We start from the raw sequence: 19,977 nt of genomic DNA, 5'->3' as shown, positions 1-19,977 counted from the left end.
CCCTACTTCCCTAGGGGATGCAGGTACTGGGCGATGGTCAGCAGCGCCTCGGCGCGCTCGGCCCGATGAGTGTCGGGAATCGAGCGGGCGAGGCCCTCGGCGCGGTCGATGTCGAGAGGCGTCCAGGCCTTGACGAGGTCGACGGTGAACCGCGCACGCGCGTCGTCGAGGTCCGCGCACGCCGCTTCGGCCTCACCGAGCAGGTGCCGGGCGTGGGCGCCGTCGAACTCGGCCAGCGCCACCGCGACCTCGGCGAGCATCCCGGCCTTGGCGGACCCGCCGTCGCGGGCGGCGCGTTCGGCCTCCTCGAACAGGCTCAGTCCCCGCCTGCGGTCCGGGGACATGAACCCGCCGCCCTTGGCGGTGAACGCGTGCGCGACGGCCGCCAGGGCGGTGACCAGTTCGGCGTCGCCGGCGGCCATCGACTCCCGCAGCAGCCGTTCGGCGGCCTCGGGATCCTTTCGGGCCAGCGCCGCCACCACGTGCACGGCCGGCCCGGCCCGCTCGGCGCGGGGCATGCGGATCACGACCGCTTCGGCGCCCTGGGCATCGAAGGCGGCGATCTTCTCGACGACCCTTTCGGCACCGTGCCAGCCGTCCTGCACGTCGGCCGCGATGGAGCACAAGACCGCCTCGGCACGGCCGGGATCGGCGTCAGCGATGGCATCGGCGATCGCCACCCGGCTCGCGGCGTCCTGCGGCGCCACGAGTTCCGCGACGCGTTCGGCGCGGTCGAGATCGGTTGCCACCAGCCACTTCGCGAGTTCACCGACAGCCCGGGCGCGATGCTCGCCGTCGGTGAACGCGGCGATCAGCCGCTCGGCGTGGCCGGGGTCGCGCGGGGCCAGCGCGGTGACGAGGTCGGCGAGCACGGCGTCGCGCTCGCCGTCGGGGACCGAGAACGTCAGGCGTTCGGCCATGGCAGGGTCGGTCCTGGCCAGCACTCTCAGCGAATCGCGAAGGGTCTCCAACCACTCCGCTTCGGCGCCTGCGGGAAAGCTGCTCAGCATGGCCTCGGCTCGCGGCGGTTCGATCGCGGCCCAGATCGGTGTCACCGATATCCGCGTCGGGCCCCAGAGGGAATCGTCGTCGAGCGAGGAGACCATCGCCTCGAACTCGGTCAGGATCTCCTTCGCCAGGCCGGGATCGACATCGGCCATCGCCATCGCGGAGGCGATCAGGGCGGGCGGCGGGTTCGCGCAGTCCATGGCGAGGTTCGCCCCACGCGCGGGATCGATGAGGGAGAGCAACCCGGCGAACATGTAACCGGTCTCCTCGGCGGTGTCGTCCGGCAGCGCGCGAACGATCCGTTCCGCCTCCCCGCACAGCCGCATCCCTTCGGCCCGGTCGGCGCCGCCATGCGAACGCAGCGCGTCCATGAGGGCGTTGACCTCGGCCATGTCCTTGTCGGACGGATTGGCGTTCCAGACGGACTTCAGGCGTTCGATCAGGCCCGGGTCGGCGGCCATCAACAGATGCAGGGCCACCTCGAAGAGCACCCAGACCTTCCCCGCACCGTCCGGAAGGGATTGGGCCGCTCGGGCCGCATCGGGCAGCAGCCGGCAGGCGAGCCCGGGATCGGCGCCGACGGCGGCGGCGTAGGCCGACTGGATCAGCAGAGACGACTTGGCCGGTGAACCGTCCGGCAGTGACGCGGTGAAGGTCAGGTGCGCCGCCGGCGAGCCGAGGTCCAGGTCCTCGATCGCCCTGCGCACCGCGTTGTCGGCAACGTCGAGGGTGTCGGCCGTCTCCAGCGCGCGAACCGGATCCGCCGCCGCCAGGAACTCCAGGAGGGCCATGCGCCGCTCGATCAGTTCGGCTCCGCCGACGGTCCCGACGGTCTCCATCGCCGCGTCGAGTACCCGCGCCAGCGCCGGTGACAGGGGCGGTGAGGACGCCTCGCCCGCCGACTCCGGCATCGGCGCCAGCACCGCGCCTTCGGCGACGACCAGCTCGGGCTGCTCGACGACCGTCGGCGCGATCCCGCAGGCCCGGTGCACCAGGGTCGCCGCCAGCGGCACCCGGCTCGACCCGCCGACCAGGAACACCGCCGCGACCTGCGACCACTCGACGCCGGCGCGTTCGACGATCGTCGTCATCGTGCTCGCGGTGCGCTCCAGGATCGGCATCGCGTCGCGCTCGAACTCTTCGCGCGTCACGAGCGAGTCGCGGTCCAGCAGCGGCACGAAAAGCGCCGCCGAAGCCTGCCGTGACAACGTCTCCTTGGCTCCGCGGGCCTCGCTCCACAGGGCGTGGCGGGCCCGCAGTTCGACCGCGTCGGCCGGGCCGTTCAGCCGTCGCCACACCGCCGGCTCGGTCTGCGACAAGGCCGCGCCGACCCGCTCGACGACCACGCCGTCGAGGTCGAGGCCGCCCACGTCGCCCAATCCGCCGGTTGCCAGGACCTCGAAGCCCTCGCCGGTGCGGCGCACCAGACTCACGTCGAAGGTGCCCGCGCCCAGGTCGTAGACCACCGCGTGCGACCCCAGCGGGACGTCGATGTCGGTCTCGGTGACGAAGAACGTCGCCGCCGCCACCGGCTCGGGAAGGTATGCGGGCGAAGCGATCCCGGCCCGCCGGGCAGCGTCGGCGAGCAGTCCCTGCCGCAGCGGCCCCCAGTCCGCCGGGTGGGTCAGCATGACCTCCGCCGGTGGCCTCCCCGCCACCCGCACGGCCTCGTCCCACACCGTCCGCAAGGTCGCCGCGATCAGGTCGGCGACCGGGTGAGCGGTCTCGCCGAGCAGCACCTCGCCGTCGTCGACCCGCCGCTTCGGATTCGGCTCCAGCCCCGCCGGATCCCCCAGCCCCGCCCGCAACGCGTCCTGCCCGGTCCGCAACCCGGCCGCCCCCGCATGCACCGCCGAGGACAGCAGCGCCGAGGACCCGAAGTGCAGCGGCCTGCGCCGACCGTCGGGCCAAGCGAGAATCGCCACCGTGTGCGATGTGCCGTAGTCGATCCCCAACCGCATGCCGCCACGTTAGTTGGTGGACGCCGGAGGCGGCGAGCGCCGCAACGCCCGCGTGGAAGGGGTTTCCGGGAACCGGCAACGGCACTCGCTCAACGACTCGCGGTCTGAAGCAAGGCTCCAGGAGAGGTTCGCTCGGGCGGGGTCCGATTCGCGCACCCACATTCACGGTGCCCGAGGGCGGGCGGCCGGGGCAACGCCCCGCTCCGCGTCCTCTCTTCACCCAGCATTGGCGCCACCGTGGTCATGACGAGCAGCGCGAAGCTGATGGCCGCGGCGAGGTCGGGAGAACAGAGGGCCACCGGAACAGAGGCGCCTGCGCCCACCAAAAGAGCGATCCGTGCGGTGACGCGGACCTTACCTCTAGAAATCATGATCTTCTCCCGGTTCGACTCTGAGGATTGAGAAGTGCTTATTCTGCGATGTACTCTCGATTTAGTAGCATCTGCAATCACAATGCGTGAGCGTCACCGTCATTGAAAGAGGTTGCCTCGCGCCACTTCGACGGACAACAGGAAACGGTGTGATCCGTGGACGAGCCAGATCGCCGCATGCTGTATTTCGGACCCGAGCTTCGACGCATCCGCCAACGCGCGAGAATAAGCTTGAAGGCTCTCGCAAGTATGATCAAATACAGCCCGGGGCACCTCTCGAAGATCGAGACCGGCAGGAGAGACGCCGACGTCTCCTTCGCAAGGCTCTGTGAGAGCGCTCTCGATTGCCCGGGACAGCTCGAACCCTTGGTCCCCGGCGCCAAGGTGAAAAAGCCCCCGGCCGACTCGCCGACCGCAGCCGGCGAGATCTGGACGATGCGGCTCGATCCCGATGGCGACGATCAGTTCAACACCGCTGACGAGTCGATGGCTCCCGACCGCCCCGCGCTCTGGACGATCCCTCCGGCGCGCTGGCTCGGCGACGATCCGACGGTGCTCGACGGGTTCCGTTCGATGTTTGACGAGGTACGCAGGCTCGGCCAGAAGCTTCCGCCCTCCTATCTGGCACCGATCCTGGTCTCGACGACAACGTCGCTTCGCCGTCTGGCCTCATCCGCCACTGGCCCCGACTTCCGCGCACAGTCGCTCCGCCTCGGCTCGCGCTACGCCGAGTACATCGGGTGGATCGCTCAGGAGACCGGCGACGACCGCGCCGCCCTGTGGTGGACCGACCAAGCCGTCGAACTCGCCTCCTCAGCAGGAGATGAGGAGATGACCGCCTACGCCTACGTGCGCCGAGCCCTCATCGCCATGTACTCCTACGACGCCACTGGAACGATCGACCTCGCTCTACTCGCCCGGCGTTACAGCCGCCACCCGCGAGTTCTTGGGCTGGCGGCCCTCCGTGAAGCGCAGGGACACGCGATCGCTGGCGACCAGAACTCGTGCCACGAAGCCCTCGACCGCGGTGCCCGGCACATGACCGAAGCGAGTTCGGTGATCTCGGACCAGCCCGTGCTGGGCTCCTCGACGGTCATCGATCCGGTGCCCATCGCCCTCGGCTGGTGCCTACAGGATCTCGGCAAGTCGCGGCCCGCCGCCGAGGTCTTGATCACCGAGCTGGCCCGCATCCCGCAACACGCCCATCGTGCCCGTGCTCGCTTCGGCGCTCGACTGGCGCTTGCGCTGGCCGGCATTCGCGAACTGGAGCACGCCTGCGCGATCCTCTCCGAAGTGCTCGACGCGATGGAAAAGGTCGACTCGAGCACCATTCGCTCCGACTTGCGGACGCTGGCCCGCGAACTCAACCGCTGGCACGACACTCCTTGCGTGCGAGAGGTGATGCCACGCCTGACCCAGGCCCTGCATCCCGTGCGCAACTCACGGCGTCCTGATCATCGGCGCCGCTGACCCTAACGGGGGACATGTCGGTGTCAAAAACTCGACACAGAAGTTATCAAGAGCCGGTCGACTAGGTCTTTCGATCCAGTCTGAATGGACAACGGGCAACCCCTTGTTGACACCACCGGATTGGTGGAGGATTTTCGATGTTCTGTTTCCGCCGCCCGGGCGCGGAAATCGATCATGCCCGAATAGATCAAATAGCACAGGTTCGAAAATCCCTTCAAGAGCGCCGATCGGACACCCATGGCCGACATATTCATCTGTTACCGAAAAACCGATACCGGCTATGCCGCCGGTCACCTCAAGGATCGGCTGGACGAGGTCTTCGGCCCCGAGCGGGTCTTCCTCGACCACGAGTCCCTCCCCGCCGGCGCGGACTTCGATCCGGAACTCAAGCGCCGTCTCGTGTCATGCACGCTGATGCTGCTGCTCATTGGAGAGCGCTGGCTGGACATGGAGCAGGCGCCCGGAATCCGCAAGATCGACCACGAGGGGGACTATGTCCGCCAGGAGATCGAGATCGCACTCGATCACCACCGGACGATCGTGCCCGTCCTCCTCGACGGCATGCGCATGAGCAACTTGCGCCCGCTTCCCACAGAGGTCGAGGCCATCCAAGGCCGCCAGTACATCGAGATCCGCGAACGCAACTCCCAGCTCGACATCAGTGAACTCACCAGGAGACTGCTGGCGGAGGTGCCCACGCGCGACTTCCCCCGACGCCAACGGATCGCGGGCGAGACCGGCGAGGCGACGTCCGAGACCGGCGCGGCTTCGTCGGCGAAGAGCTCCTCCAGCCACGACGTGCAACTCGGTCCGCGCCTCAGCGTGGTCCGGCTCGACAACGCCACCGGCCCGTTCAACGGACCGATCAGCGGACACAACAGCTATGGCTGAGTCGAGAGGAGTCGCGGCGCCGGAGCGGGACACCGCTTCCGACACCACACATGCCGATCCTCCGGACACCGATGCCAAGCCCGACTGGTCGGCTGAACTGGGCGACGAGCGCCAGATCCAGACCGCCGCCGAGGTCCTCTCCGCCATGAAACTGGGCCGGGAGAACCTCGGGCTGTCGGGTGCGGGCTCGGCCGTGATCATCATCGGCAACGGACTGAACTTCACCGGCGATATCACCGGCCGGGACGGGGGCGCCGGAGAGCCGGCCGCCGAGGTGCTGATCCGCGAGGTCGGGCGACAGATTCGCGCCGACACCGCCGCCGTCTTCGTCAACCCGGGCGGATTCCCCAACGCCCGGGTGGAGCTGGCCGCGGGCAATCTCGTGGTGATGCGCGGCCGCAGCGGCTGGGGCACCGGCAGCGCCGCGATCGAACTGCTGAAGGATCGCACCGAGATCTACGAACTGCCGCCGAACCTGTCTCCCTCGGTCCTGCCGGTCGACCGGATGCCCCGCGGAGCGGGCTTCATCCTCAAGGGCCTCGACCGCCCTCACACCGCGAGCCTGCGCGGACGGGACCTTCGCGAGCTTGAAACGCGGTTGAGCGAACGCGAAGCGAAGCTCGTCCTGGTCCTGGAATCCGGCACGCGGCCCAGAGACCACGCCGCGGAGTCCATGGTCGTGGATCTGCTCACCCCTCCCTGTTCCTCGACCGTCGTCGAGAGGCATCTGATCCGGCTGCTCGGAACAGCCGGTGATGTCTGCGAACTCCTCGACGGATGCCGCGGTGTCTTCGATCGGATCGAGGACGAGACCTTCGATATCCACCTCCTGGTCGAACTCGCCCGCGACCTCGCCGACGTGGCCCGGGGACGCATCACGGCGACCCAAGCCTGCGACAACTTCGCCGACCGGCGCGGGCAAGACCTCGAGGACTGGTTCGAATCGATCACCGATCTCGAACAATGCTCGCTCGTTCACGCCGTCGCCGTGTTCGGCGGGCTTCCCTTCGAGGACATCGTCCAGGCCGCGGAGAGCCTGCTCGGCGCACTCCGGCGGCGTCTGGCCGACAAACCCGAAGCCCACTACCCTGCTAGGGCGAGTCGGACCCGGAGGCTGCGGGCGGTCAAGGCCCGAACCCGCTGGATCGAGCAGCGATCGCGCTACGGAACGGGCGAGATCGAGGTCGTCGAGTTCATCGATGACACCTATCCAGTACGGATACTCGAACAGCTCGCGCGCCTTTACCCCGAGGATCTCGACGCTGTTCTGGACTGGCTCCACGCTATGGCCGAAGAGTCAAAGGTGCAGATCAACATCCGCGCCTGCGTGGCAATCGGCTACCTTGCCAGGTTCGCCTTCGAGCGTGTCCGCAAGGAGATCCTCCAACCGTGGGCGCGCAGCGGGCGGGTCGACAAACGCGAGTTCGTCATCGCCGCGCTCGCGGTCCTGGCCGATCATCCGCCGACAACGGGCCCGACAGTGCGACTGGTGGGCGACTGGAGCCGCCGTTCGGGACCCCTTCAGATCACCGGCGCCCGTGCGCTGGGCAGCGCGGTGGGGTCCGCGATGCCGGACAGAGCCGAACGGGAACTCGCCCGCCTCGCTGACGGCGCCGATCCCCAACTTGCCGCCGCGGTCGGACGAAGCCTTCGCGAGCTGTTCGAGCTCGCCGGGCCCATGCGGCGAGCCGCTCTCCTGCAGCTCCTCACCCAGTGGCTCCATGAGAGCACTTCGGGCCGGACCCGCGCGGCGATGGCCGCCTTCCTTGAGATGGCGACGATGTCGACGACCGCTTCCACGCCGCTGAGCCAAGCCAAGGTGCCGCTCCTGCTGGCCCTCGCGGTACCCACCGAGGACGACGAAGCGGCCGTCCGCACGGCGCGGTCGATCCGCGATGCCGTGTCCGAACTCTGGGGCGCCGCGCTGATCGCTCCTGGCGTCGACGCCGCTGTGGCCCGGGTTCTGCGCACCTGGGCGACCACCGCCGAATTCCATCCCGAGTACCGCCCGGTTCTGGTCGGCCTCCTCACATTGGCCGCCGACACCCCGCGGAAGAAACGCCTGCTCGGCTATCACGTACGCGCCTGGCGGGACAAACGCTCACCTACCCCCTTCATCGCATCGCGGCTTCTGACCGCGCTGAACCCCGAGAGCACAGGTACATGAACGACCCCATCATCGAACGTTTCACCATGAGCAGGCTGCCCTTCGCCCCTAGGCCGGCGGCCAGTGCGTCTCGCGCACTGGTCTTCGAGATGCCTGGTGGGCAACTGCGCAGCCCCGAACATGAGTTCACCGACGGCGAACTGTGGTGGCGCGGCCCCCGTGTCTACTACAAGGTCAGGACGGCTCCGTTCCGGCAGGATTTCGACCGGGAGGTCCCATCGAGCGCGAGCACGCTCTTCTTCACCGCCAAGGTGAAGTACCGGTGGCGCATCTTCGATCCTTCGTCGGCCATCCGGTCCGAGGTCGACGCACCGAGCGTCCACCGAGTGTGCGCGGACTTCCTCGCCAAGCAGATCGGGGAGATCAGCAGGAAGTTCTCCTTCGAGGATCTCACCGCCGTTCAGGCCGAGGTGCAGGACCGCTTCGAGGGTGGGCGCACCGACATCGGCTCGGGCATCGAGATGACGAGCGTCTCGGTCGAGATGCGGCTGCCGGAGTCGCTCATGCCCATCATCGCCGACATAGAGCGCCACGAGATCCACGAGCGCCTCAAACTCAAGCAGCGTGAGGCCGAGGCGAGCGCTGCGGCCTTTGCGCAGGGCCACAAACTGGAGCTGCACGGCAAGCGCGTCGATCACTACATGCAGGTCCTGGCCGCAGGACAAGTCGCCGCGATCGCCAACATTATGGCCGGGGATTCCTCACGTGCGCCGGAAGCACTGGCGGCGATGACGACCCAGGCGGACAAGGATCGCGCGCAGCTGATCGAGATGCTGAAGACCATGACCGAGGCGGGTGCGATCCGTTCCGGCGACTTCGATCCGCTGCTGACGCTGGCGGTGGACGGACTGACCGCGGCTCACCGTCCGCCACAGTCCCGGCTGGGGACCACCCCTCCGGACGACGAGCCGAAGAAGATCTCTGGAAGTGCCGCCGATCCCGAGGTGGACTGATGATGCCCGCGCTCGACAAGGTGAGTAGCGGACTACGACGGCTCCTCGCGTCTCTCGCACCCTCGCTGGATCAGTACGTCTGGCTGCCGGTGATGGCGGTGGTCGTGTTGATCGTCGTCTTGCTCGTGGCCAGGCTCGGACTGCCCCTGGCGGGCCGGGGCACAGGACGGATCGTGAACGGTTTGGTGGTCGTCGTGGGCGCGGTGCTTCTGCTGCCCGATCTGCTGGTGGCCAGCGGGCTGCGCGCGTTTCGGAGGCGGCCTCCATCCCTCCTCTACGCCTACGGTGGCATGGTGAAGGCCGGTGTAATCGGTCTCAATCGGCTGGTCACCACCATGGGGCCCGCGATTTCGAAGCTGGCGAAGAAGACCTTCTGGCTCAGCCTGCTGCTCGCTGGAGGGCTGCTGCTGGTCTGGAACGACGGTTACTGCGAGCGCGCGGAGAGCGCCTCGTGCGCGCCCCCTTTGGCGGAGTGGAGCCACGGGTTGGGGAAGTGACAGGTGTCGGGTGCGTCCCGAGTCGGGGCGCACCCTAGGCCGAGTTCACCCACTCGTCCGACCCGTCCGCGAAGTGCTGGTGCTTCCACACCGGAAGCCGTGCCTTGACCTCGTCGACGAGGGCGGCGCAGGCGGCGAAGGCCTCCGCGCGGTGCGGGGCCGAGACGGCCGCGACCAGTGCGGCGTCCCCAATGGACAGTGGGCCGACGCGGTGGCTGACGGCCACGTGCACGATGCCGGGGCGGGCGGCGATGTCGGCGGCGACCTCCTCGACGACCTTCGCCGCGCTCGGGTGCGCCTCGTAGACCAGTGCGGTCACCGACTTGCCGCCGTCGTGATCGCGCACGACACCGGCGAAGGAGACCACGGCGCCGGCCGTGGCGTCGGCGACCATCTCCTCGTGCGAGGGCGCGTCGATCGTTTCGGTGGTCAGGGCCGCGTGGATCATCGCGGGATCCGCACGAAGCCGACCTGCTGCCCGGTCGAGCCCTGCTCACCGGGCGGGACGATGGCGAAGCCGTCGGCGGCGGCCAGCCCGCGCAGCATCGCCGATCCGGCGTGCGGCAGGGGGAAGGCACGGCGGCCGGTGATCTTCACCAGCGACAGGTGCGTGTAATCGCCGCGGCCGGCGATGTCGGCACCGAGCTCCACCGTGGACGTCGTGGGGAACTCGCGGCCCGACAGTCCGGCCAGCAGCGGGAGCACCAGGGAGACCACGGCGACGATCGCCGACTGCGGGTTCCCCGGCAGCCCCACGACGAAGCGGTCCCCGGGCAGTGCGGCGACCAGCATCGGGAAACCCGGCCGGACCGCGACGGTGTTGACCACATAGGACGCGCCGAGTTCGGCCAGCGCCGGATGCAGGTGGTCGACGGGACCGTGCATCGTCCCGCCGGTGGTGCACACGACGTCGGCGTCGTCGAGGGCCGCGCGCAGCGCCGAGACGTGCGCTTCGAGGGTGTCGTCGATCGGGCCGCGCGGACGGAAACCGGGCACCGGGTCGGCTCCGGCGTGGGCGAGCATGCTCGGCAGCGACGGCCCGAGGGCGTCGCGGACCCGGCCGTGCCCGGGCGGGCCGGTCACGGCGAGCTCGTCGCCGAAGATGAGCAGGGCGGCGCGGGGCTTGGGCCGCACCGAGATCAGGTCGTGGCCACAGGAGGCGGCCAGCCCGATCACGCCGGGGGTGACGGGGTGGCCCTCGGGGAGCAGTTCCTCCCCGGAGCCGGCCTCCTCGCCGATCTCGCGGACGTCGACGCGCAGGCCGGGCAGCTTCTCGGTGCTGACCTTGCCCTCGGCGACTCGTGCGTTCTCGACGCGGACGATGCGCTCGGTGCGCTCGGGAACCATGGCGCCGGTGGCGATCTCGACGGCCGCGCCGTCGCGGAGTTCCCCGGGTTCACCGCCGGCCAGGACCCGCCCGGACAGGCGCCAGGGGCCCTCGCCGCGCACCGCGTATCCGTCCACACTGGACGTCGGGAAGGCGGGCAGCGGGGTGAGGGTGCGCAGCGGCTCGGCGAGGGTCGCGCCGTCGGCCTGGTTGATCGGGTAGCGCACCGGCAGGAGCCTGGCCTGCAGTCCGGCCTCGTACGTGGTGCGGCGGGCGGCCGCCCAGTCGAGCGGGGCGCTGCCCGGGTGCGAACGGTGCTGCTGCCTCATGTGGATTCCTTGTCTCGCGGGGCGTGGTCGCCCCCGCCGATCTGGTCGACCGCGTGCGCGAGGAGCGGCCCGAGCACGGCGAGCCCGTCCTTGGCGCCGCCGCGCGAACCGGGCAGGTTGACGATGAGGGTGCGCCCGGCGATCCCGGCCAGGCCCCGGGAGAGCGCGGCGGCGGGGATCTTGGCGTACCCGAAGGCGCGCAGGGCCTCGGCGATCCCGGGCACCTCGCGGTCGAGCACCCGGCGAGTCATCTCCGGGGTCAGGTCGGTGGGCGTCAGGCCGGTCCCACCGGAGGTCAGCACGACGTCCACTGTGGACCCGACGGCCGCCGTGAGGGCCTCGTGCACCGGTTCTCCGTCGGGGACGACGATCGGTTCGGCGACGCTGAACCCGAGTTCGCGCAGCCCGGCGACCAGCAGCGGACCGCTCTCGTCGCTGTAGACACCGGCGGCCGCGCGGTTCGAGGCGACGATGACCTGGGCGGTGCGCGTCACCGGTCGCGCTCCCACAGGCCGGTCTTGCCGCCCTCCTTCGACAGCACGCGCACCTCGTCGAGGCTCGCGGACGGGTCGACGGCCTTGATCATGTCGATGAGCGTCAGCCCGGCCACGGCGACCGAGGTCAGCGCCTCCATCTCGACGCCGGTGCGGTCGGCCGTGCGGGCCGTGCAGGTGATCTCGATCCGGTCGCCCTCGCAGGCCAGGTCCACCGTCACGCCGTGCAGCGCGATCGGGTGGCACAGCGGGATCAGGTCGGGCGTGCGCTTGGCGCCCATGATCCCCGCGATGCGCGCCACGGCGAGCGCGTCACCCTTCGGGAGGGCGCCGTCGCGGAGCAGGTCGACGACCTCGGCGGTCGTGCGGACGACGCCGGCGGCGCGAGCGGTGCGCGCGCTCGGCTCCTTGCCGGCGACGTCCACCATGCGCGCCGCGCCGGTCTCGTCGACGTGGGTAAGCCTGTGCGTGGTCACCCTGCGAGGGTAGTCGCCGGGGGTGACGTTCGGGGCCGGACGGGGTTGCGCGGTACGGCCGCTGAAAGCATCATCGGGAGCATGACCACGGGGGAAGCACGTCTGGAAAGTGCGTCGATCGATCCGTGGCCGGAAGCAGCGTTGTCCACAACCGGTCGGCTGTCCACAGCGAATGTCGTTCACACTCGCCACCCACGCCTGGCGCCCGTCTACTGTCAGAAGTGGGAGGCGGCATGGGCGGCCCCACGGTTTCAATGCGGCGTGGTGCTCGTCAGCGCCGGCTCTTCCGGCGCCCCCGAGGCGATCCCCGCCGAGCGTCCGGAGAACGTAATCCGTTGTCAAGGCACGGATCGCGCCCGCCCCACGCGAACGGCCAGCACGTAGTGCGTGCGCATCGGACCAGAACAGCGTGCGCAGGGGCGTCAGTGCCTCGCGCAACGACAGCCGCATCCGAGCGCCGGCCCGTTGTCCACAACCCGTGAGTTATCCACAGGCTCGGTGATCTTGCCCTGCACACCCACGCCTGGCGCCCTTCTACTGTCAGAAGTGGGAGGCGGCATGGGCGGCCCCACGGTTGCGAAGCGGCCGCAGTCCCGCCATCGCCACCGCCCCGCCGCACGTCTCCGGTCTCCCACGTCGGGCGGCCACGCGGGAGGCACCGGCGAGCGTCGAACCCACGCGCAAGCCCTTCCAGGGCGAGCACACCGCGCACGGCGAACCGCTGTGGAAGGGCGCGACGGCGGGCTTCGTGTTCGTTTTCGCCAACCCGATCCTGCGGTCGATCCTCGGCTGGTCGGTCGTGGTGAACCTCGCCTTCGCGGGCGTCCCGGTGGTGCTGATCGCGCACGCCACCGCCTACGGCGCCCCGGCCTCGGTGACCGGACTGATGATCACCTTCATGGGACTGGGGATGCTGGGCGGTGCGCTGGCCAGCCCGTGGATCCTGAAGGTCCTGCGGCCGAGCCGGCTGGTCTACCTGTCGGCCTTGTCGCTGCCCTTCGGGCTGGTCATGATGGCGCTGACGCCGTGGCCGATCGCGCTGGGCGTGGTCTCGGGGATCATCACCGCGACGATCCCGCCGATGAACGCGATGCTCGGCGCCTACATGGGCGCGGTGGTCCCCGACCGTTTGCAGGGCCGGGTCGGGGCGGCGACGATGATGTCGGCGATGGGCCTCAAACCCCTGGGGCCGCTGGCCTTGGGGATCGTCTTCGACAACTTCGGCACCATGTGGGCGTTGTGCGCGGCGGCCGCCGTGGCGATGTTGGCGGCACTGCTTACCCTCGACCGCAACGTGCGGCACATGCCGCGTCCGGAGGAGATGGCGGTCGACTGATGCGCGTGTACATCGAAGGCTGGGACAGCTCGGCGAACCAGGCCCGCCGGCTGGCCAAGGAGACCGGGATCGAGATCGCGTCCAAAATGGACGGCGACATCACCCACCTGGTCGTCGGCTATGCGGTGCGCATGAAGGCCGCGCATCACGAATTCGCGGTGAACACCGGGGTTCCGCTGCTGAGCCCCGACGAGTTCCGCTACCTGGTGACCGGCGAGGACGCCGAGGCCCGGCCGCTCGGCGAGGTCAAGACCGGGCCCCCGCCCCCGATCGAGGGGCAGCCGAGGATGTGGCGCGGTTCGCCGCCGAACACGCCGAAGGAAGTGCCGATCGACTACGGCCTGTGGATCATCCCGCTGATGACCTGCGGCTTCGCGACGCCGTTCTGCTTCGCGTACCTGGCGACCAAGCGACTGTCGGTGTGGCAGACGGTCTGGGCGGTGGTCTACGGCTTCGTGCTGGGCTACGCGGTCACCGCGATGGTCGAGGAGGGCGCGCAGGTCCCCGCCGGGGTCATCGCGCTGGCGGTGTCGGGGGTCGTCGGTTCGGTGCACCTGGTGTTCGCGGGACGTGCCGGGAAGCGCTGACGGTTCAGGCGAGCCCGACGGCGAGCCCGGCAACGAGCACCCGCACCAGCCTCCGGGCCTCGTATCCGCCCTCCCCGTCGCCGATGCAGAGGTTGCCGACCCCGCGCATGAGCTGGAGGGCCCCCACCTCGGCCCCGATCTGACCGGCCTCGGCCGCCGCGTCGAGCAGCCGCCCGCACACGGGCACCAGCCGGTCGAGGAAGTAGGCGTGCAGGGCCTGGAACTGGGCGCCGTCGGAGCTCAGAGCGGCGGCCAGGCCGTGCTTGGTGACCAGGAAGTCGACGAACAGGTCGATCCACTCGCCCAGGGCCGCGTGCGGCGAGGCGGCCGACTCCAGCAGTCGCGGGCCGGCCTGCGCGCAGGCCTCGACCTGGTGCCGGTAGACGGCGATGACCAGGTCGGCGCGGGTCGGGAAGTGGCGGTAGATGGTGGCCGTCCCGACGCCCGCCCGCGCGGCGATGTCGCGGATCGGCACGTCGACGCCCCCATCGACGAAGGCCTCGGCAGCGGCTGCCAGCAGGGTCTCCTGGTTGCGGCGGGCGTCGGATCGCATGGGCCGTCCCTGGGCGTCGTTCACCGCGCATACCTCCACTTGTTAAACGGGACAGTGTCCCGTATCGTAAAACGGGACAGCGTTTCGCTTTACATTCTGCCAGGAGGCACCGTCATGCAGTACCGCACCTTGGGACGCACCGGCGTACAGGTCAGCACCCTCGCGCTCGGCGCCATGAACCTCGGCGCCATCGGGCGCACCACCCAGGAGGAGGCGACCGCCATCGTCGACGCCGCCCTCGACGCCGGCGTCAACCTCATCGACACCGCCGACTGGTATTCCGACGGCGAGTCCGAGGAGATGGTCGGCAAGGCCGTCGCCGGCCGCCGCGAGGACATCGTGCTGGCCACGAAGGCCTGCATGCCCATGGGCGAGGAGCGCAATCACCGCGGCGGCTCCCGGCGCTGGCTGACCACCGCGCTCGACGACAGCCTCCGCCGCCTCGGCGTCGACCACGTCGACCTCTACCAACTCCACCGCTGGGACCCCGCCACCAGCGACGAGGAGACCCTCTCGGCCCTCACCGACCTCCAGCGCGCCGGCAAGATCGGCTACTTCGGGACCTCCACCTACCCCGCCCACCGCATCGTCCAGGCTCAGTGGGCCGCCCGCGAGCACCGCCTGAGCCGCTACACCACCGAGCAGCCGCCCTACTCGATCCTCCAGCGCGGCGCCGAGACGCACGTGCTGCCCGTCGCCGAGGAGTACGGCCTCGGCGTGCTGGCCTGGAGCCCGCTGGCCGGCGGCTGGCTGTCGGGAGCGATCCGCGAGGGACGCCTCGGCGCCAACAGCCGCGCGGCCTTCATGCCGCAGCACTTCGACACCGCGCTGCCCGTCAACCGCGCCAAACTCGACGCCGTCGAGCGCCTGGCGACCGTCGCCGACGAGGCCGGCCTGACCCTCATCCAGCTCGCGCTCGGATTCGTCACCGCCCACCCGGCCGTGACGAGCGCGCTCATCGGCCCCCGCACGACCGACCACCTGCGCTCGCAGCTGGCCGCGGCCGACACCGTGCTCGGCGCCGACGTCCTCGACGCAGTCGACGCGATCGTGGCCCCCGGCCTGGATCTGGCCCCCGGGGAGAAGTTCGACGCCCCACCCGCCCTGCTCGACGCGTCCCTGCGCCGCCGCCGGGCGGTCGCGGCCTGAAATCGGCCGCGGCAATGTTGACGGCCCCTGTCAAGGATTGCTGTCAGGATCCTGGACATGATCAAACCACTGGAGGGCAAGATCGCGCTGGTCGCCGGGGCGACGCGCGGGGCGGGCAAGGGCATCGCGATCGAACTGGGGGCGGCCGGGGCGACGGTCTACCTCACCGGGCGCAGCACCCGCGAGGGCCGCTCGGAGATGGACCGGGCGGAGACGATCGAGGACACCGCGGAGGCGGTCGAGGCCGTCGGCGGCAAGGCGGTCGCGGTCAAGGTCGACCACCTCGACCCCGCGCAGGTCAAGGCGCTCGTCGAGCGGATCGACGCCGAGCAGGGCCGCCTCGACGTCCTGGTCAACAACATCTGGGGCGGGGAGCTGCTGTTCAGCTGGGACGCCAAACTGTGGGAGCACGACCTCGACAAGGGACTCCACATCCTGCGGCTGGCCGTCGACACCCACATCGTCACCAGCCACCACGCCCTGCCGCTGCTGCTGAAGAACCCCGGCGGCCTCGTCGTCGAGATGACCGACGGGACGGCCGAGTACAACCGCGACAACTACCGGGTCTCCTTCTTCTACGACCTCGCCAAGACCTCGGTGAACCGGATGGGCTGGGCGCTGGGCAAGGAGATCGGCCCGCTGGGAGCGGCGGCGGTGTCGCTGTCGCCGGGCTGGATGCGCTCGGAGATCATGCTCGAACTCTTCGGCGTCACCGAGGAGAACTGGCGTGACGCGCTGGCCAAGGAGCCGCACTTCGCGATCTCGGAGACCCCGCGCTACACCGGCCGGGCCGTCGCCGCGCTGGCCGCCGACCCCGACGTGACGCGCCGGAACGGCGAGTCGGTGTCCAGCGGCGGGCTCGCGCAGGAGTACGGCTTCACCGACCTCGACGGCAGCCGCCCGGACGCCTGGCGCTACATCGTCGAGGTGCAGGACGCCGGGAGACCCGCCGACACGACCGGGTACCGCTGAGCGGTCACAGCGCCTGGGAATAGGCGGTGGCCTCGTCGATCGCTCCACGGGCCAGGGTCATCGCCTCTTCGAGGCGGTCCCTGGCCCCTTGGAGCATCGACAGGGCCTCCCCGGCCTGGTCGTGCCCGCTGCCCTTGGTGACCCCCGACAGCTGCCCGCCGGCCTCGTCGAGCTTGTCCAGAACGGGCGTGCTGTGGTCGATCGCGCCCTCCATGAGCCGCACGGACTCGGCCAGCCGGGCCTTGACGCTCTCGATGTCCGCCATGGACGTCTCCCCTCGCTAGAACAGGACCTGCGTGCCGGTGACGCACACGACCAGCCATGTACTCAGACAAACGATCAGCCCGAGGCGAGGGTTACGTGCGAGTTTGTCGTCGCCGAGCCGTGGGCGCCCGACCACGCCGATCGTCAGCCAGCCCAGCCCGAAGGCTACGAAGGGCACGAGGAAGCAGATGAAGGCGACCCAGCCGCGCCCGGAGAGGGTGTCCTCCCTGGCGGCGGCGTTGACCATGACACCGACCTGCACGAGCAGCCCCAGCGCCGCCCACAGCCCGTAGACGACGGCGTTGCGCTCGTCGGCGCGCCAGCGCGGCAGCAGCGGCGGCCGGTGGGCGAGGTAGTCGGTCTCCCTCACCAGCGCGTCGGCGGCGAGGGTGTCGTCGTGGGCGCCGCGCAGGACCTCGGCGACGTCGGCGCCGGCCAGGTGCGCCGGCGCGGGCGCCTCCAGGCGAAGCGGGAGGCGCGCGACGGAGGCGACGTTCTCCAGCGAGGTGCGCTGCCGGGTGAGGTTGGTGCCGATGTCGGCGAGTTCGGCACGACGGGCGCCGACCCAGGTCTCCCGGTTGGCGCCGGTCGTGGTGTCGGTGGCGCGCAGCCGCGCCAGTTCCCGCGCGGCGGCGAGGTAGTCGTCCCAGGCGCTCATATGGTGAGGTCCTCCGCTGCGCTGTAGGGCAGGATCAGCGTCCGGGTGTCGGCGTGCCGGTCGATGAGCAGGGCGCGGTTGGGGCGCGGCTGCCAGTCGGCGAGCGACTGTCCGAAGTGGCCGGTGAGTTCGCCGCCGGGGATGTTGAGGACGACCGCGCAGGCGACGTCCTCGCGGCCGGTCGAGCCGCCCAGATCCTCGGAGAAGCGCCGCATGGTGCGCCACCAGCCGACGACGTGGACGCCCCGGGCGGGCCCGCGGCGCAGGATCGCCGAGAGTTTCTGGGTCTGGGCGCGGTCGAGGGTGGCCGCGTCGAGGCCGAAGCCGATGAGGAAGGTGTCGGTGACCTGCTCGTCGGCGAGGTCGTCGATGATCGCGGGCAGGTCGGCCATCATGTGGCGCGCGACGCTGACGCCGCCTTCGGCGATGGACAGGATGGTGTCCTCGACGACCTGGGGCGCGGTGGCCGCCACGACGAGGAAGCGCGCGCCCGGCCGCTGCCGTGCCAGGGACCGGGCGGCCGCGGCGAGGACTTCGGCGCCGCCCGGGTCGGCGCCCAGCACGGCGAGGTGGCGGCCGGGCCCGGCGTCGAGGGTGACCGCCGCGGTGCTCGACAGCAGGTCGACGGCCCGTCCGACGAACGCGCGCGGCGCGGCCGACTCGCCCAGTTCGGCGAAGGAGGGGTCGTCGTCGAGGCGCTGCTCGGCGTAGCCGGCGAACACCGGCGGCGGCTGCGAATCGGCGGCGCGGCGCTCCCACATGTGGTGGCGCAGCGTGTCGAGGGTTCCCGAGCCGTCGTGGGCGTTGGGGAAGCGGACGAGTCCGTTGTGGTCGCGGATGCCGCCGGCGGGGTTGACGATCGCCTCACCGATGCGCAGCCCGGCGGCGGCGGTGTTGAGGACGTCGAGCACGGAGTTGGCGCCGGGAAGGGCGACGCGCATCGGGAACTGCCCGAAGATGGAGTCCTTCTTGGTGTACAGCGCCTCGATGCCCGAGACGGTCTGGCTGGCCAGGATCATGTGGATGCCGTACGAGCGGCCCTTGCGCGCCAGGTCCTCCAGCAGCGCGACCGCCTCGCGGGCGACCTTGTCGTTGCCCTGGAAGAGGACGTGGAACTCGTCGACGACGAGCACGACGCGCGGCACCTGCCGCTGCCGGCGAAGCTGCGCGTAGCGGGTCACCCCGGCGCGTTTCATGGCCACCGAGCGCCGGGTCATCTCGCCGGTGAGTTCGCGCAGGACCGCCACGCCGTACTCGCGGTCGGACTCCACGCCCACCGCGCGGGCGTGCGGGATCCAGGTCGGGTCGAGCTCGCTGGGCGTGAACTCCGTGAAGGACACGCCCTCCTTGAAGTCGAGGAGGTACAGGGCCAGCTCGTCGGGGGAGTAGCGCGCGGCCAGGCCGTAGAGGACGTCGAGGAGGAAGACGGTCTTGCCGCCGCCGGTGCGCCCGCCGACCAGCCAGTGCGGCGTGGCGTCGTCGAAGGACAGCACGGCCGGGCCGTTCTCGCCGCGCCCGACGATGGTGCGCAGGCCCTCGTCGGCGCGCTCGGTCCACAGCTGCTGCGGGACGAGGTCGGCGAAGCCGATGCGCAGCGCGTCGCGCTCGCGCCCGGCCAGGGCCGTGGCCAGGGAGGCGAGGTCGTCGGCGTCGGGGGCGGCGTCGAGGATCACGCGGGCGGCGAGGCCGGAACCGTCGGCGCTGTAGGCCGCGCCGGGACCGTCGCCGACCTCGGCGTACCCCTCCCTTATGGACACCTGCACCGAACCGGCCAGGCCGCTGAAGCCGCAGGCGATGATCTGGAGGCCGGCCGCCGCGCCGCTGCGGGCGAGGGCGTCGAGGCGTTCGGCGTCGGTCTTGGAGTGCGGGGGCGCCGAGGCGATGATCAGCACCAGCGTGGGGCCCTCACCGCCGTCGAGGCGCGAGCGCACGTGGGCCTCGGCGGTGTCGAGCAGTGCGCGGAAGCCGTTCTGGTCGGTGATGGGCGCGCTGAGCACCCCGGCGTCGACGAGCGGCCGGAAGGGCGCGAAGGCCGCGCCGAGCCCGGCGGCGTCGACGCACTTGACCCGCAGCGAGCCCGGGTCGGCGCCGGTGAACAGCTGCGGGATGACGCCCTTGAGCAGGTCGGCGACCCGCTGGTCGCGCGTGTCGACGTCGGTGACCAGGTGCGCGGTGCCGAGGAAGGGGACCACGACCGGCGCCCGCCGGGAGCCGTAGGTGAACTCGCCGATGCGCAGGAAACGCGCGTCTGCGGGAATGCGGGTCGCGGCGGTGGCCATTCGCCCCGCGGCCGACTCGTAGGCGGCCGGATCGGCGACCATCGCGCCGCCGGCGACCTGTTCGAGGGCGGCCGAGGCCGCCTGTACCCGCCCGACCGCGCGCTGGTGGCGCGCGCCGGCCTCGTCAAGAACCTTTCGCAGACGCCCGGTCACCACGTCGTGTCCCCACTGTCGTCTCGGCGTGTCGCCTAAGCCTATTGGTCTCGCGGCGCGCCCGACAGTCCGCACACGCAAC

At 70.6% G+C, this 19,977-nt stretch carries 18 protein-coding genes; 9 read left to right on the top strand and 9 right to left on the bottom strand.

All coding sequences use genetic code 11. From position 1 onward, the window contains the following. Positions 1-2: 2 nt before the first annotated feature. Positions 3-2,969 (bottom strand): Hsp70 family protein, encoded by a 2,967-nt coding sequence (locus tag AB0I28_RS22610; RefSeq protein WP_357496253.1) that lies wholly within the window; start codon positions 2,967-2,969, stop codon positions 3-5. A gap of 548 nt (positions 2,970-3,517) precedes the next feature. On the opposite strand from AB0I28_RS22610, the gene AB0I28_RS22605 reads away from it, so the two are divergent. The 5 genes from AB0I28_RS22605 to AB0I28_RS22585 all read left to right on the top strand — a co-directional run bounded on the left by AB0I28_RS22605 (position 3,518) and on the right by AB0I28_RS22585 (position 9,318). Continuing rightward, positions 3,518-4,810 (top strand): helix-turn-helix transcriptional regulator, encoded by a 1,293-nt coding sequence (locus AB0I28_RS22605; protein WP_357496704.1) that lies wholly within the window; start codon positions 3,518-3,520, stop codon positions 4,808-4,810. Between the two features lie 237 nt (positions 4,811-5,047). Further along, on the top strand, positions 5,048-5,701 hold the full coding sequence (locus AB0I28_RS22600; RefSeq protein WP_357496252.1) for a toll/interleukin-1 receptor domain-containing protein: 654 nt from the start codon (positions 5,048-5,050) through the stop codon (positions 5,699-5,701). Between the two features lie 274 nt (positions 5,702-5,975). Then, complete coding sequence (locus AB0I28_RS22595) at positions 5,976-7,868, top strand: hypothetical protein (RefSeq protein ID WP_357496250.1); 1,893 nt, start codon at positions 5,976-5,978, stop codon at positions 7,866-7,868. Next, positions 7,865-8,821 (top strand): hypothetical protein, encoded by a 957-nt coding sequence (locus AB0I28_RS22590; protein WP_357496248.1) that lies wholly within the window; start codon positions 7,865-7,867, stop codon positions 8,819-8,821. The genes AB0I28_RS22595 and AB0I28_RS22590 overlap by 4 nt, the downstream gene beginning before the upstream one ends. Positions 8,822-8,823: 2 nt before the next feature. After that, positions 8,824-9,318, top strand: a complete 495-nt coding sequence (locus tag AB0I28_RS22585; protein ID WP_357496246.1) for a hypothetical protein — start codon at positions 8,824-8,826, stop codon at positions 9,316-9,318. Between the two features lie 34 nt (positions 9,319-9,352). On the opposite strand, the gene AB0I28_RS22580 is transcribed toward AB0I28_RS22585, so the two are convergent. From AB0I28_RS22580 to moaC, 4 genes are read right to left on the bottom strand one after another with little or no spacing between them, the layout of a single operon-like run. Beyond that, complete coding sequence (locus AB0I28_RS22580) at positions 9,353-9,766, bottom strand: molybdenum cofactor biosynthesis protein MoaE (RefSeq protein WP_357496244.1); 414 nt, start codon at positions 9,764-9,766, stop codon at positions 9,353-9,355. After that, positions 9,763-10,974 carry a molybdopterin molybdotransferase MoeA gene (locus AB0I28_RS22575; protein WP_357496242.1) on the bottom strand — a complete coding sequence of 404 codons (1,212 nt, stop codon included), beginning with the start codon at positions 10,972-10,974 and terminating at the stop codon, positions 9,763-9,765. Before AB0I28_RS22575 ends, AB0I28_RS22580 begins: the two co-directional genes overlap by 4 nt. Continuing rightward, positions 10,971-11,468, bottom strand: coding sequence for a MogA/MoaB family molybdenum cofactor biosynthesis protein (locus tag AB0I28_RS22570; RefSeq protein ID WP_357496240.1), 498 nt, complete (start codon positions 11,466-11,468; stop codon positions 10,971-10,973). The genes AB0I28_RS22575 and AB0I28_RS22570 overlap by 4 nt, the downstream gene beginning before the upstream one ends. After that, positions 11,465-11,944, bottom strand: coding sequence for a cyclic pyranopterin monophosphate synthase MoaC (moaC, locus tag AB0I28_RS22565; protein ID WP_357496238.1), 480 nt, complete (start codon positions 11,942-11,944; stop codon positions 11,465-11,467). The genes AB0I28_RS22570 and moaC overlap by 4 nt, the downstream gene beginning before the upstream one ends. 574 nt (positions 11,945-12,518) lie before the next feature. Between moaC and AB0I28_RS22560 the strand changes: the two genes are divergently transcribed. Both AB0I28_RS22560 and AB0I28_RS22555 read left to right on the top strand, forming a co-directional pair. Further along, positions 12,519-13,280 (top strand): MFS transporter, encoded by a 762-nt coding sequence (locus tag AB0I28_RS22560; protein WP_357496236.1) that lies wholly within the window; start codon positions 12,519-12,521, stop codon positions 13,278-13,280. Beyond that, complete coding sequence (locus AB0I28_RS22555) at positions 13,280-13,867, top strand: BRCT domain-containing protein (protein ID WP_357496234.1); 588 nt, start codon at positions 13,280-13,282, stop codon at positions 13,865-13,867. Before AB0I28_RS22560 ends, AB0I28_RS22555 begins: the two co-directional genes overlap by 1 nt. A 4-nt stretch (positions 13,868-13,871) precedes the next feature. On the opposite strand, the gene AB0I28_RS22550 is transcribed toward AB0I28_RS22555, so the two are convergent. After that, positions 13,872-14,420: a helix-turn-helix domain-containing protein gene (locus tag AB0I28_RS22550; RefSeq protein ID WP_357496232.1), complete on the bottom strand. Its 549-nt coding sequence runs from the start codon at positions 14,418-14,420 to the stop codon at positions 13,872-13,874. Between the two features lie 114 nt (positions 14,421-14,534). Here AB0I28_RS22550 and AB0I28_RS22545 point away from each other — a divergent pair, with 114 nt between their 5' ends. Both AB0I28_RS22545 and AB0I28_RS22540 read left to right on the top strand, forming a co-directional pair. Next, a complete protein-coding gene (locus tag AB0I28_RS22545) occupies positions 14,535-15,569 on the top strand; it encodes an aldo/keto reductase (protein WP_357496230.1) in 1,035 nt (344 codons plus the stop codon). 57 nt (positions 15,570-15,626) lie between these two features. Next, a complete protein-coding gene (locus tag AB0I28_RS22540; protein WP_357496228.1) occupies positions 15,627-16,541 on the top strand; it encodes an SDR family oxidoreductase in 915 nt (304 codons plus the stop codon). 4 nt (positions 16,542-16,545) lie between these two features. Here the strand turns inward: AB0I28_RS22540 and AB0I28_RS22535 are convergent, their stop codons facing one another. Genes AB0I28_RS22535 through AB0I28_RS22525 form a run of 3 tightly spaced genes read right to left on the bottom strand, consistent with a single transcriptional unit; the run spans position 16,546 to position 19,898 of the window. Next, positions 16,546-16,806, bottom strand: a complete 261-nt coding sequence (locus AB0I28_RS22535; RefSeq protein ID WP_357496226.1) for a hypothetical protein — start codon at positions 16,804-16,806, stop codon at positions 16,546-16,548. Between the two features lie 15 nt (positions 16,807-16,821). Next, positions 16,822-17,463: a hypothetical protein gene (locus AB0I28_RS22530; RefSeq protein ID WP_357496225.1), complete on the bottom strand. Its 642-nt coding sequence runs from the start codon at positions 17,461-17,463 to the stop codon at positions 16,822-16,824. Next, the gene (locus tag AB0I28_RS22525; RefSeq protein WP_357496223.1) at positions 17,460-19,898 is read right to left on the bottom strand and encodes an FtsK/SpoIIIE domain-containing protein; all 2,439 of its coding nucleotides are present in this window, start codon (positions 19,896-19,898) and stop codon (positions 17,460-17,462) included. Before AB0I28_RS22525 ends, AB0I28_RS22530 begins: the two co-directional genes overlap by 4 nt. Positions 19,899-19,977: the final 79 nt, after the last annotated feature.

This window comes from Phytomonospora sp. NPDC050363 (assembly GCF_040655735.1).
Lineage (GTDB): Bacteria > Actinomycetota > Actinomycetes > Mycobacteriales > Micromonosporaceae > Phytomonospora.
The sequence above is the reverse complement of the archived record's forward strand: the minus strand, read 5'-3'. Positions and strand labels throughout refer to the sequence as shown.

Bases quoted from the DNA above. Each gene is read 5' to 3' on its own strand.
- AB0I28_RS22610 (WP_357496253.1), bottom strand. From the start codon at position 2,969: ATGCGGTTGGGGATCGACTACGGCACATCGCACACGGTGGCGATTCTC.
- AB0I28_RS22605 (WP_357496704.1), top strand. From the start codon at position 3,518: ATGCTGTATTTCGGACCCGAGCTTCGACGCATCCGCCAACGCGCGAGA.
- AB0I28_RS22600 (WP_357496252.1), top strand. From the start codon at position 5,048: ATGGCCGACATATTCATCTGTTACCGAAAAACCGATACCGGCTATGCC.
- AB0I28_RS22590 (WP_357496248.1), top strand. From the start codon at position 7,865: ATGAACGACCCCATCATCGAACGTTTCACCATGAGCAGGCTGCCCTTC.
- AB0I28_RS22585 (WP_357496246.1), top strand. From the start codon at position 8,824: ATGCCCGCGCTCGACAAGGTGAGTAGCGGACTACGACGGCTCCTCGCG.
- AB0I28_RS22580 (WP_357496244.1), bottom strand. From the start codon at position 9,766: ATGATCCACGCGGCCCTGACCACCGAAACGATCGACGCGCCCTCGCAC.
- AB0I28_RS22575 (WP_357496242.1), bottom strand. From the start codon at position 10,974: ATGAGGCAGCAGCACCGTTCGCACCCGGGCAGCGCCCCGCTCGACTGG.
- AB0I28_RS22555 (WP_357496234.1), top strand. From the start codon at position 13,280: ATGCGCGTGTACATCGAAGGCTGGGACAGCTCGGCGAACCAGGCCCGC.
- AB0I28_RS22550 (WP_357496232.1), bottom strand. From the start codon at position 14,420: ATGCGATCCGACGCCCGCCGCAACCAGGAGACCCTGCTGGCAGCCGCT.
- AB0I28_RS22545 (WP_357496230.1), top strand. From the start codon at position 14,535: ATGCAGTACCGCACCTTGGGACGCACCGGCGTACAGGTCAGCACCCTC.
- AB0I28_RS22540 (WP_357496228.1), top strand. From the start codon at position 15,627: ATGATCAAACCACTGGAGGGCAAGATCGCGCTGGTCGCCGGGGCGACG.
- AB0I28_RS22535 (WP_357496226.1), bottom strand. From the start codon at position 16,806: ATGGCGGACATCGAGAGCGTCAAGGCCCGGCTGGCCGAGTCCGTGCGG.
- AB0I28_RS22530 (WP_357496225.1), bottom strand. From the start codon at position 17,463: ATGAGCGCCTGGGACGACTACCTCGCCGCCGCGCGGGAACTGGCGCGG.